General features: G+C 61.8%; 7 protein-coding genes. 2 read left to right on the forward strand and 5 right to left on the reverse strand.

Going from position 1 to position 13,294, the window contains the following annotated elements; translation table 11 throughout:
• Positions 1-82 precede the first annotated feature (82 nt).
• Positions 83-3,349, reverse strand: a complete 3,267-nt coding sequence (locus H2Z84_RS20755; protein WP_258869515.1) for a sensor domain-containing protein — start codon at positions 3,347-3,349, stop codon at positions 83-85.
• A gap of 204 nt (positions 3,350-3,553) precedes the next feature.
• Between H2Z84_RS20755 and mfd the strand changes: the two genes are divergently transcribed.
• Together mfd and H2Z84_RS20765 are read left to right on the forward strand one after the other, a co-directional pair.
• Positions 3,554-6,955: a transcription-repair coupling factor gene (gene mfd, locus H2Z84_RS20760; RefSeq protein ID WP_181837670.1), complete on the forward strand. Its 3,402-nt coding sequence runs from the start codon at positions 3,554-3,556 to the stop codon at positions 6,953-6,955.
• 194 nt (positions 6,956-7,149) lie between these two features.
• On the forward strand, positions 7,150-7,860 hold the full coding sequence (locus H2Z84_RS20765) for a Clp protease ClpP (RefSeq protein WP_181837672.1): 711 nt from the start codon (positions 7,150-7,152) through the stop codon (positions 7,858-7,860).
• Between the two features lie 84 nt (positions 7,861-7,944).
• Here H2Z84_RS20765 and H2Z84_RS20770 read toward each other — a convergent pair whose 3' ends face one another.
• From H2Z84_RS20770 to adhE, 4 genes are all read right to left on the reverse strand, one after another.
• Complete coding sequence (locus tag H2Z84_RS20770; RefSeq protein ID WP_181837673.1) at positions 7,945-8,274, reverse strand: DHCW motif cupin fold protein; 330 nt, start codon at positions 8,272-8,274, stop codon at positions 7,945-7,947.
• A gap of 87 nt (positions 8,275-8,361) precedes the next feature.
• Positions 8,362-9,291 (reverse strand): DMT family transporter, encoded by a 930-nt coding sequence (locus H2Z84_RS20775; RefSeq protein ID WP_181837675.1) that lies wholly within the window; start codon positions 9,289-9,291, stop codon positions 8,362-8,364.
• Between the two features lie 94 nt (positions 9,292-9,385).
• A complete protein-coding gene (locus H2Z84_RS20780) occupies positions 9,386-10,189 on the reverse strand; it encodes an AraC family transcriptional regulator (protein ID WP_181837677.1) in 804 nt (267 codons plus the stop codon).
• 325 nt (positions 10,190-10,514) lie between these two features.
• Positions 10,515-13,190, reverse strand: a complete 2,676-nt coding sequence (gene adhE, locus H2Z84_RS20785; protein WP_181837679.1) for a bifunctional acetaldehyde-CoA/alcohol dehydrogenase — start codon at positions 13,188-13,190, stop codon at positions 10,515-10,517.
• Positions 13,191-13,294: the final 104 nt, after the last annotated feature.

Here is a 13,294-nt window from a genome sequence, read left to right on the forward strand (position 1 = left end):
GCTTGAAGCCTTGTAAACGGGGAATGGGCGCTATTGTAGCCGCAAAGCCGGCCAGGCTGCTGCCAAACTACGCGCCGCCCCGCTACAGACCACCCTGCCAGTCGGCCATGATCGCCAGCCGCGCCGACTGGCTGAGCTGTGCCGCCAGCGCCGGAAATTCGGTCGCAGGTACCGGCTTGCCAAAGTGATAGCCCTGCAACAGCGTGCAGCCTTTGAGTTCGAGAAAATCTGCCTGGGCGGCGTTTTCCACCCCTTCGGCCACCACGCTGAACTTGAGCTTCCTGGACATGGCGAGAATGGCTTCGGCAATGGCCACGCTGTCTTCATCATCGGGCAGGCCATCGACAAAGGAACGGTCGATTTTCAGCGTATCCAGTGGGAAGCGCTTCAGATGCGACAGCGAGGAATAGCCGGTGCCGAAGTCATCAATGGATAGCCAGACGCCCAACGCTTTCAGTTCGCCCAACTGGTGCACCGTTTCCACCGGGTTTTGCATGATCATGCTTTCGGTGATTTCCAGCTCCAACCGGCCAGCCTCCAACCCTGTGGTTTGCAAGGCGCGTGCCACATTGTCTACCAGCGTGCTCTGCTCGAACTGGCGGGCCGACAGATTGACCGCCACCCGTGGCACATACAGGCCGGCCTGTTCCCAGGCTTTCAGCTGGCGGCAGGCTTCCTGCAGCACCCAGTCGCCAATCGGCTTGATCAGACCGGTTTCTTCGGCCAGCGGAATGAAGCGCAAAGGCTGAATCAAGCCCAGCTGCGGGTGACGCCAGCGTATCAACACCTCGACTCCGGACATTTCGCGGCTGGCGGCATTGAGCTGCGGCTGGTAATGCAATTCGAACTCGCCCCGCTCCAGCGCCTGGCGCATGCCGTTTTCCAGCAGCAGCCGCTCGAAGGTCTGGGTATTCATCTCGGCATCAAAAAACTGATAAGTGTTCTTGCCGGCATCCTTGGCGCGGTACATGGCGACATCGGCATTTTTCAGCAGGCTGCGGGCATCTGTGCCGTCATTGGGAAATACGCTGATACCGATGCTGCCGGTGACACACACCTCGTGCTCTTCCAGCCGCAGGCCACGGCCGAGCACCGCCAGAATATCTTCGGCCAGCGCGGCCAGTTCGGCCTGGTCGGCAAATTCGGTCAGCAGCAGGGTGAACTCATCGCCGCCCTGGCGTGCCAAGAGGCCACGTTCTCCCACCGAATTGGACAGGCGGATGGCGATTTCGCGCAGCAGTTCATCACCGGATTGATGACCAAAGGAGTCGTTGATCAGCTTGAAACGATCCAGATCGATAAACATCACCGCCAGCGGGCCGGGTTCGCCGCTCATCTCGACAATGGCCTGTTCGAGTCGGCTGATCAGGCTGCTGCGGTTGGGCAGGCGGGTGAGCGGGTCGTGATTGGCCAAAAACTGCAGGCGCTCTTCGGCCTGCTTGCGCACGGTAATATCGGAAAACACCGCGACGTAATTGCTGTGACAACCGGCATCATCGCGCACCAGCGAGATCGACAGCTCGGCCGGATACCAGTCGCCATTCTTGCGCCGGTCGCGCATTTCACCCTGCCACTGGCCGTGCAGGGCCAGCGCCTGCTGCATCTGCTGGCTGGTCGCATCGCCGTTATCGGCAAAAATGCGCGACAGCTTGCCCAGCGCCTCGCCCTGCTCGTAGCCGGTAATGCGGGTAAAGGCATGATTGACGGCGATGATGTGGGCGTCCGCATCGAGGATCAGGATGCCCTCGGCCGAATTCTCGAATACCTTGGCGGCCAGCTTGAGGTTGGTATCTGCCGCAATGCGGTCCGAAATATCCACCACCACACCGATCAAGGCCGGTTTGCCTTCGTACTCCACCAGGCGGCTGTGCACTTCCAGATCGACCAGATGACCATCACTGCTGATGGCGCGGGTGGTGTAGTGCATGATCTGGATATTCTCGCGCAGCCGGCGCTTGATCTGCAGCCGGATACGGCCCGCTTCGCTGGCCGGGAGCAGCCGCTCCAGCGCCATGTTCTGCATTTCCTGCGGCGGATAGCCGACAATGTCGGCCAGCTTGGGATTCACATACACCAGCTTTTCATCCTGCATGATGTAAATGCCCACCAGGGTCTGCTCCACCAGCGCCCAGTACTTGTCTTCGGCCTCTTTCTTGGCTTGCTGTTCTTCGCGGCTGCGGGTGATGTCAGTGTCCACGCTGCCCACCCCGGCCGGCCGGCCCTGGCTGTCGAACAGCGGAAACTTGCTGACCAGCATGGTGAAGTTGCTGCCCCCCACGCTGAAGCTTTCCTCGAACTGGCGCGGCTCCAGGCAACTCAGCACCACGGCGTCCTGTTGCTTGATGCGGCTGGCGTCGTCCTCGGTGAAGTAGTCTTCCAGTGCTGTCCCCACCATGGCGTGCTCGCTCACCCCCAGCATGCGGCTGTACGCACGATTGGCCAGCAGGAAGCGGCCATCCAGCCCCTTGAGCGACATCATGTTGGGGCTGTTGTTGACCAGCGACTCCACCCGCGAACGGAATTCGTTGAGTTCGTCTTCCTTGCGCCGCTGCACATCACTGAGCGTGGCCACCAGCAAGGCCGCCACGATAAAGGTAAGGCAGAGCACCGTGTCGTTCATCAGCTCGGCCACGCCAACATGCAGATACAACCCCGGCAGGAAACAGGGCAGCGACAACAGCAGGCACAGCAGCGAACCGGACAGACAGGCGCCCAAGAGCCGGCCACGGAAGGCAGCCCAGATCAGCAGCGGGAAGAATAATACCGGGCGGGGAAAAGGCAGGCTTTGCACATTGCTGACCATCGACGCCCATATCACCAGCATCACCAGCAGAATCACCAGCAATTCCAGCAGACGGCGCTGGTCCGGCCAGCCGGTCATGCGCAACAGTGGCAGCCAGCAGGTCATGGCCAGCATGGCACAGCCGGCAGCCAGGGCAGTCCATTGCAGTACCTGTGGCAATGCGCCATACCACAGCGCAAAGACACCCAATAAAGCGATCGGAGGAGCGAGCAGATAGGCGGAAACTTCCAGCAGTCGCCACAGCAACTGGGCAATGGCCGAGCCATCCTCCGCGCCGGTGTCCCCCTGCAGCAAGCGTGCACCTGGCAGCATCAGCAGCAGCGACGCAGACAGCGCTAGCGCCCATGGCCATGCCAGCCACTGCATGCTGATCAGTAGCGCTGCCACCGGCCAGCGCCAGGCCACGCCGGCACCACGCCATAGCAGCCAGCCGGCGAACAGGCCGTGTGGCAGGAAACCATATAAAGGAATTTCACCCAGCACCTGTCTGGGCCATAACAACAAGCTGGCGGCAAACAGCGCAAAGGCCGCCCAGCTTGCAAACATCCCCTTTGTATTCACTCTCCCAGTCCTTTGCAGCCATGCATTGACCCTGCCCGCTCATGCTCGGGGGCAGTGATTATTTGAAGTGTGGTTCAGATGCCTGGCGGATTGCGGGCCTTGTGGCCTCTTGTAAATGGATGGCAAACACACCTTTGGTATGAAATGCCCGCTGGTATAATACCCGCAGATCCACGAATGTGAAGAAGAATGTTGGACACTCTGCCCCGCATTGCCCCGGCCGGTCAAAAGACCCGCTGCCCCGCCCTGCCGGATGGTCTGGACGCGGCCGTACTGGCTGGTCTGGCCCAGGCTGGCCACACCCTGCTCATCCTCACTGCCGATGCCCAGGCCGCCCAGCGGCTGAAGGCCGAGCTGCCGTGGTTTGCGCCCGACATCAAGGCCGCCTTGCTGCCGGACTGGGAAACCCTGCCCTACGACCATTTTTCGCCACACGGCGAACTGGTGAGCGAGCGGCTGGCCACGCTGTGGCAAATCCATCGCGGCGAATGCCAGGTGGTGATTGCCCCGGTCAGCACCGCCATGACGCGGCTGGCCCCGGTCAGCTATCTGCTGGGTCGCACCTTCTTGTTGCAAAGCAAACAGCAACTGGATGTGGAGCAATTGCGCGCCGACATGGTGATGGCAGGCTACAACCACGTCACCCAGGTGATGGCACCGGGCGAGTTTTCCATTCGTGGCGGGCTGGTGGACCTGTTCCCCATGGGCAGCACCCTGCCCTACCGCATCGATCTGTTCGACAAGGAAATCGACAGCCTGCGCACCTTCGATCCGGACAGCCAGCGCACGCTGTACCCGGTGCCGGAAATCCGCATGCTGCCGGCACGGGAATACCCGGCCGACGAAAGCGGCGTCACCGCCTTCCGCCAGCATTACCGCGAACGGGTCGAGGGCGATCCGTCCAAAAGCCGTATTTATAAAGAGGTATCGGCCAATCTGTTCCCGGCCGGCATCGAGTACTACCTGCCGCTGTTCTTCGACGAAACCGCGACCCTGTTTGACTACGTGGGCGAATCCGCGCTGGTGGTGTTGCACCGCGATGTGGCCGGGGCTGCCGACACCTTCTGGAAAGATGTGCAGAACCGCTACCACATGGCGCAGGGCGATCCGGAACGTCCGGTACTGCCGCCGGCCGATGTGTTTTTGCGCCAGGACGAGTTCCTCGGCCGCATCAAGCCCTATTCGCGCATTGAAATTCCCGCCAGTGGCGAGCCGGATGACCTCAGCCTGGCCCTGCCCGACCTGGCGGTGGAACGCCGCGCCGACAACCCGCTGCACAAGCTGGCGCACTATCTGCAAAGCAGCGGCCAGCGCGTGCTGCTGACAGCAGAAAGCCTGGGCCGGCGCGAAACCATGGTGCAGTTCCTGCAGGAACACGGCATCAAGCCGCAACTGATCGACCACTGGCAGGAATTTGCCAGCGGCAGCATGCCGCTGGCGCTGGTGGTGGCCCCGCTATATTCCGGCTTTGCCCAGCAGCAACCGCCGCTGTCCATCATTACCGAGAGCGAGCTGTACCAGCACATCGCACGCAGCCATACCCGCCGCCGCCATGTGAAGATGAGTTCTGACTCCATGCTGCGCGACCTGGCCGAGGTGAAATCCGGCGACCCGGTGGTGCACGAGCAGCACGGTATTGGCCGCTATATCGGTCTGGTATCGATGGACCTGGGCGAAGGTGAAACCGAGCTGATGCAGCTGGAGTACGCCGACAATGCCACCCTGTATGTGCCGGTGAGCCAGTTGCACCTGATTTCGCGCTATGCCGGCGGCCCCTCAGAACAAGCCCCACTGCACAAGCTGGGCAACCCTGCCTGGGAAAAGGCCAAGAAGCGCGCCGCCGAAAAAGCCCGCGACACCGCCGCGGAGCTGCTTAATCTATACGCCCAGCGCGCCGCGCGCGAAGGCCACAGCTTTACCCTGTCCCACCATGATTACGACGCCTTTGCCGCCGGCTTCGGTTTCGAGGAAACCATCGACCAGGCCAATGCCATCGAAGCCGTCATCCACGATATGTGCAGCGGCAAGCCGATGGACCGTCTGGTGTGTGGCGATGTGGGTTTTGGCAAGACCGAAGTCGCACTGCGCGCGGCTTTTGTCGCGGTGATGGGTGGCAAGCAGGTGGCGCTGCTGGTGCCCACCACCTTGCTGGCCGAGCAGCATTTCCAGAATTTCTCCGACCGCTTCAACGACTGGCCGATCAAGATTGCCGAGCTGTCGCGCTTTCGCAGCGCCAAGGAAAGCAAGGCCGCGCTGGCTGGCCTTGCCGAAGGCACGGTGGATATCGTCATCGGCACCCACAAGCTGGTGCAGCCGGACATACAGTTCAAGAACCTGGGGCTGGTGATCATCGACGAAGAACACCGCTTTGGCGTGCGCCAGAAGGAACAGCTCAAGCGCCTGCGCGCCAATGTCGACGTGCTCACCCTCACCGCCACGCCGATTCCGCGCACGCTGTCGATGGCACTGGAAGGGCTGCGTGACTTCTCGGTCATCGCCACCGCGCCCAACCGCCGGCTGGCGGTGAAAACCTTCATCAGCCCGGCCAGCAATGGGGTGATCCGCGAAGCGGTGCTGCGCGAACTCAAGCGCGGCGGCCAGGTATTCTTCCTGCACAATGAAGTCGACACCATCGAAAACATGCGGGAAAAACTGGCCGAACTGGTGCCGGAAGCGCGCATCGGCGTGGCCCACGGCCAGTTGCGCGAACGCGAGCTGGAACAGGTGATGCGCGACTTCCTGCAGCAGCGCTTCAATGTGCTGCTGTGCTCCACCATCATCGAAACCGGCATCGACATTCCCAATGCCAACACCATCCTGATCAACCGCGCCGACAAGTTCGGCCTGGCCCAGCTGCACCAGCTGCGTGGCCGGGTGGGCCGCAGCCATCACCAGGCTTATGCCTATCTGCTGACGCCGGATGGCATGACCAAGGACGCCGGCAAGCGGCTGGAAGCCATCCAGCTATCCGGCGAGCTGGGCGCCGGTTTCTATCTGGCCATGCACGATATGGAAATCCGCGGTGCCGGCGAAGTGCTGGGCGAGGGCCAGTCGGGCGAGATGCAGGAAGTGGGCTTCTCCTTGTTTACCGAGATGCTGAAACAGGCGGTGCGCGACCTGAAAAAAGGCCGTGAACCCGACCTGGACGCGCCGCTGGGCGTCACCACCGAAATCAATATGCACAGCCCGGCGCTGCTGCCGGACGCCTACTGCCCGGACGTGCATGAACGGCTGGTGCTGTACAAGCGCCTGGCCACCTGCGACAGCGAGCAGGAGATCGACGCCATCCACGAGGAGCTGATCGACCGCTTCGGCCTGCCGCCGCAAACAGTGAAAACGCTGATCGAAAGCCACCGCCTGCGCCTGCTGGCCAAGCCGCTGGGCGTGGCCAAGCTGGACGCCAGCGAAGTGGCCATCCAGCTGCAGTTCATCAAGAATCCGCCGATCGACCCGATGAAGATCATCCAGCTGATCCAGAGCAAGAAGAACTACAAGTTGGCCGGCCAGGACAAGCTGCGGGTGGAAACCCACATCGAAGAAGTCGGCCTGCGCCTGGTACGGGTGAAAGAGCTGCTGAAAGAATTGAGCTGAGTCTGCGCTCCTGACTTAGCCACAACGCCTGCCGCCCAGTGCCGCAGGCGTTTTTTCTGACAGCCGGTTTGTCATTTGCCATTTGCCAAAGCGCAAAACGCAGCAGAAACACGCTGGCCGCCACCGCGCTGGCGGGACTACACTGCAAGGGCAAGACCGCAGAATTCCCATCCAGAAAGCAAAAAGGAAACGCGATGTCCCAGCCCCGCTACCCAGCCCCGCTACATGGTGGCAGTGACGATGACGACGATGATGCAGTCAAACTGCCCGCCTTTCGCCGCTACGAATCACAAGGCGTGATCCGGCAGATTTCCTACTATCTGTCCGGCGAAATTGTCGAGCCCATCCAGTACACCGACTTGCTGTACACCCTGCGCACCGCCAGCGCCACCGACCTGATCTTCCTGCACCTGAACACGCCGGGCGGCAATTTCGATACCGGCCTGCAGATCATCAACAATATCGCCGCCAGCGACGCCCACGTCATCACCATTCTGGAAGCCCGCGCCTATTCCATGGGCGCGCTGATCTTCCTGGCTGGGGACGAGCTGATCGTGCACGACACCTGCCAGCTGATGTTCCACAACTACTCCTCTGCCTCCATCGGCAAAGGGAACGAGCAGGCGGCGCAGGTGATGGCCAGCCGCAAGTGGTTCGACAAGGTGATGCGCAATGTCTGCCGCCCCTTCCTCAGCGATCAGGAGCTGGAGCGCATCAGCAAGGGCGAGGATATCTGGCTGGATACCGACGACATCCGCCGCCGCCTGCTGCATATCCAGAAAGGCGAGCCAGCGGTCAAACCCAAAGCAGCCAGCGCCAAGGTCAAACCGGTAGCCGTGAGCGAAGGCGAAGCCGACAGCGTCGCCAAGCCAGCCAGCAAGCCGCGCAAGGGCAAACCGGCCTGAGTCCGTACTGAGAGTGGCTAACAACATAGCGTAGTGCCCCTAGGGCAAGGCGCTACGCCGCAGCAGGGATTTTGTGAGCTGCTCTCAATCCACGATGAACAGCCGCGCCCCCGTCTTGGTAGACGAGCGGTGCGGCTCACTGTCATCGGCTACCTGATAGCTCAGGCCCGGCGTCAGCATGAAGCGGCGGCCATCGGCCAGCTCGGTCAGCAATTCGCCTTCCAGACACAGCAGGATATGGCCTTTGCGACACCAGTGATCCGCCAGATAACCCGGGCTGTACTCCACCATGCGCACGCGGATGCTGCCGAACTGGCAGGTGCGCCACAGCGCCATGCCGCTTTCACCAGGATGCTCGGTAGGGGCAATGGCCGACCAGTCGGTCACGCCAAAGGGAAAGTCGCTCAGCTGCATGATCTGCTCCAGTGCTTGAAGTGGTCACCATTTATGACAGAATCTTTGACCTGTTAGCAAGCATGGTCGGCATGCGCGGCTTGCCGCTTACTCCGCTTGCCCTGCACCTGTGGCAGCTGGCGGCACGGAACGCCGCATTGCAGGCAAGAACTGCAATAACAAGGCCGCCAGCACGCAGGCCATGCCGGCCAGCTGGGCGCGACGGATTTCCTCCTGCAATAGCGCAGCGGCAAACACGAGCGCCGACACCGGCAACACCCCCGTAAACAATGCCGCCTCGCTTGCCGCCACCCGCGCAGCCCCGGCATACCACAGCACAAAACCCAGCACGGTTGGCACCGCCGCATAATAGGCCAGGCCCAGCAGCGCAGCCGCAGACACCTGCCAGTTGCCCTGCCACTCCAGCGCGGCGGCCGGCAAGGCCAGCAACAAGCCCAGCGCGCACAGATAGCAAGACAAGGCCAGCGGCGGCAATGGCTGACGCAAACGCCGGTTCAGCAAAATAAACAGCGCTTCGCAGGCCACCGCCAGCAGGATCAGCCCATTGCCGGCCAGCTCGCCGGCACTGCCGAAAGACAGTGCAGCACCGCTGCGCAAGGACACCATTACCGCCCCCACACTGCACAGCAGCAGGGCCAGCCCTTGCCGCCACTGCATGCTTTCGCGAAACAGCAGCCACGCCAGCAGACTGGACACGGCCGGCAGTGTGCCCATCATCACGCTGGCACTGGCGGCGGTGCTCAAGCGCACGCCCGCCAGCAGCAACACGGTATAGCCGACACTGCCGGCCCCCGCCTGCAGGATCAGCATGATCCAGTCGTGCCGGCAGAGCCTAGGCCAGTCAGCACGCCACCAGCCCATCAGCAGCACAAACAAGGGCAAGGCCATGCCAAAACGGATGGCGGTGGCGGTAAAGGGCGGCAGGCTGGCGGACACCAGCTTGCTGACCACCACGGTACTGCCGGCCCCCAGCATGGCCAGCAACAGATAGAGATAGGCAATCCAGCGGGAGGACATCGGCGGCTCCAGTCACAGCTGATGAAACCGTTAGCTAAACCGATGCCGGCCTGTTCCGGCTTGGACGTTATTGCAGCAGGGAATGAACAGCTTCTTAGCACAGCGCCCGGGCATAGCGACCTGGCGTAATACCCAGCCGCTGCAGGAATACCCGGTTCATATGGCTTTGATCGGCAAAACCAACAGCCGCCGCCACATCGGCCAGCGGCCTGCCCTGCGCCATCAGGCCACGCGCCAGGCTCAGCCGCCGCTGTTGCAGGTAGTCATGCGGGCTGCAACCCAGCTGCTGGCTAAAGCTGCGCAGCAGGCGAAAACGGCTGATGCCAGCCAGCTCCGCCAGCGCGGACAGGCTGTGTGGCTGAGTGGGTGCATCATCCAGCAGCGCCCGCACCCGGGCGATGGCGGCGGAGCAGGCCGATGCTGCCTGGCGATAGCCATGCGTGGGCAACAGTCGCGACAACAGCTGCAGCATGGCCTGTTCTGCCTGCAGCCCGGCCACCGCCTCCCCACCCAACAAGGCAAACACCTGGACAAACTGCTGCCGCAGGCCGGCATCACTCAGCTGCGGCAACAGCAGGGGTTGCGGGCTGGCTTCTTGCTCGGCCAGTTCCTCAGCCAGTTGCTGCCACAGTGCTGGTTGGATATACAGCATGCGCCAGGCGCGGCCGTCCTCCTGCAAGGGCTGGCCATCGTGCACTTCGCCGGGATTGACCATGATGATGTCCCCCGGCCCGGCATCCACCATGCCGCGACCACTGAAAGAACGCTGCGCCCCGCGCACGATCAGCCCGATGCCGTATTCCTCGTGGCAATGGCGGGCAAAGGTCCGGCTACTGTCCGCCTGCATGGTGTGAATGCCATGCAGGGCGCTACGGTGATATGCGATGCGTTCGGCCATCCGCCCTCCTCCTGATGCGGCAAAGCAGTCTGCATGCTACTGCGCCAGCCAGCACGGCGACCAGCATCCGCAGCGGTGCAGGACACAAAAAAGCCCGGAGCGTGCTCCGGGACTCAGATGATTGACAACCTCTCTCGCTTTCTGAAAAGAAAGCGAGGCTCCCTTACAGGGTAAGGGCGGGGGGATGGGGAATAGATGGCAAGGCTGCGAAAGCAATCTGTAAGTCGAAAGGCCCGGCTTTGCCGGGTCCGGTGCCATCGCAGCAAATCACTTTGTCAGCAGCCTGCAGCCCGGAGCATGCTCCGGGCCTGTGCTGTGCCAAGGTTTATACCGCTTTGAGCTTGCCCTTGGCCTTGACGCTCACGGCAGGAACGACAGGGGCAGTGGCGGCTTCGCGCAGATGGGCTTCGCACCAGGCATGGCCATAGTAGCTGTCCAGCAGCAATTGCTTCAGCTCGCTGATCAGCGGGTAACGCGGGTTGGCCCCGGTGCACTGGTCGTCAAATGCATCCTCGGCCAGCTGGTCCACCTTGGCCAGGAAGTCCGCCTCGCCCACCCCGGCAGCCTGAATCGACATGGGGATGTTCAGCGTCTGCTTCAGTTCGTCCACCCACTGCACCAGCTTCTCCACCCGCTCGTGATCGCGGCTGGCTTCCAGCCCCAGGTAACGGGCGATTTCGGCATAGCGGGCCACGCTCTTGGGCCGGTCGTACTGGCTGAACGCGGTTTGCTTGGTGGGAATATCAGCCGCGTTGTAGCGGATGACATTGCTGATCAGCAAGGCATTGGCCAGGCCGTGTGCCAGGCCGAACTCTGCCCCCAGCTTGTGCGCCATGGAGTGGCAGACGCCGAGGAAGGCATTGGCAAAGGCGATGCCAGCGATGGTGGCGGCGTTATGCACCTGTTCGCGCGCCTTGGGGTCGCCAGCGCCCTTGGCATAGGCCGAAGGCAGGTAGTCCTTCAGCAGCTTCAGCGCCTGCAAGGCTTGCGGGTCGGAATACTCGTTGGCCATCACCGAGACATAGGCTTCCAGCGCGTGCGTCACCGCGTCGATGCCGCCAAAGGCGGTGAGCGACTTGGGCATGTCCATCACCAGATTGGCATCGATGATGGCCATATGCGGAGTCAGCTCGTAGTCGGCAATCGGGTATTTCACCCCGGTCACTTCGTCGGTCACCACGGCAAACGGCGTCACTTCCGAGCCGGTGCCGGATGTGGTGGGCACGGCCACCAGCATGGCTTTGCCACCCAGCTTGGGGAATTGGTAAATGCGTTTGCGAATGTCCATGAAGCGCAATGCCAGGTCGGCGAAATGCACTTCCGGGTGTTCGTACATCACCCACATGATCTTGGCGGCATCCATCGGCGAGCCACCCCCCAGCGCCATGATCACATCGGGCTGGAAGGCATGGGCCAGATCAGCCCCCTTGCGCACGATGGCCAGTGTGGGGTCGGCCGGCACTTCGAAGAACACTTCCACTTCCAGCCCCATTTTCTTCAGCAGGCGGATTGGCTCGTCGACAAAGCCGTGTTCCAGCAGATATTGCCCGGTCACGATCAGGCAGCGCTTTTTGCCGGCCAGGTCTTCCAGTGCCACCGGCAGGCAGCCACGGCGGAAGTAAATGGACTTGGGCAGTTTGTGCCACAGCATGTTTTCCGCCCTCTTGGCCACGGTTTTCTTGTTGATCAGATGCTTGGGGCCAACGTTTTCCGAGATGGAGTTGCCGCCCCAGGAACCGCAGCCCAGTGTCAGCGACGGTGCCAAGCTGAAGTTGTACAAGTCGCCAATGCCGCCATGCGAGGACGGGGTGTTGATCAGGATGCGCGCGGTTTTCATCTTGTCGCCAAAGTAGCGGATGCGCTCGCCCTGCAAGTCCTGATCGGTATACAGCGCCGAGGTATGACCAATACCGCCCAGCGCCACCAGCGCCGCAGCCTTGTCGCAGGCATCGACAAAATCGCGGGCGCGGTACATGGCCAGGGTGGGCGACAGCTTTTCGTGGGCGAAGGCTTCGTCATTGGTCAGATCGCTCACCTCACCAATCAGCACCTTGGTATCGGCCGGCACGCTGATGCCGGCCATGGCGGCAATCTTCACCGCGCTCTGGCCGACAATCGCAGCATTCAGATTACCGCGATTGAGGATGACAGCAGCCACGGCGGCGGTTTCCTGTGCACTGAGAAGGTAACCGCCATGACGCGAAAAGCGTTCGCGTACGGCGTCGTAAATGCTGTCCACCACGATGACCGATTGCTCGGAGGCGCACACCACGCCGTTGTCGAAGGTCTTGGACATCAGGATGGAGGCCACGGCGCGCTTGATGTCGGCGGTTTCGTCGATCACCGCCGGGGTATTGCCCGCGCCCACGCCAATGGCCGGTTTGCCGGAGGAATACGCGGCCTTCACCATGCCGGGGCCGCCGGTGGCCAGGATCAGATTGATGTCCGGGTGCTGCATCAGCGCGTTGGACAATTCCACGCTCGGTTCATCGATCCAGCCGATGATGTCCTTGGGAGCACCGGCAGCCACAGCGGCGTCCAGCACCAGTCGTGCGGCTTCGCAGGTGGAGCGGCGGGCACGCGGATGCGGCGAGAAGATGATGGCATTACGGGTTTTCAGGGCGATCAGCGCCTTGAAAATGGCCGTGGAGGTAGGGTTGGTAGTGGGCACGATGCCGCACAGGATGCCGATGGGCTCGGCAATGGTGATGGTGCCGAAGCTGTCGTCTTCCGACAGCACACCGCAGGTCTTTTCATCCTTGTACTTGTTGTAAATGTACTCGGAGGCAAAGTGGTTCTTGATCACCTTGTCTTCCATCACCCCCATGCCAGTTTCTTCCACCGCCATGCGTGCCAGCGGGATACGCGCATCGGCCGCGGCCAGCGCGGCACTTCGGAAGATGGCATCGACTTGCTGCTGGGAAAACTCGGCAAAAACTGCCTGGGCCTGTTTGACACGCGCTACCAGCGCATCGAGTTGTTCAAGAGTGGAAACCGACATGATGCTACTCCAATAAGGAAAGAAATCTGTCAGAGCGGATAAATGGCCATCCGACTATTCCATTTACATGGGAAAATAATCACGGCATCTGTTTATCTGGCTCA

The organism is Aquitalea aquatica, from assembly GCF_013911085.1.
Classification (GTDB): domain Bacteria; phylum Pseudomonadota; class Gammaproteobacteria; order Burkholderiales; family Chromobacteriaceae; genus Aquitalea; species Aquitalea aquatica.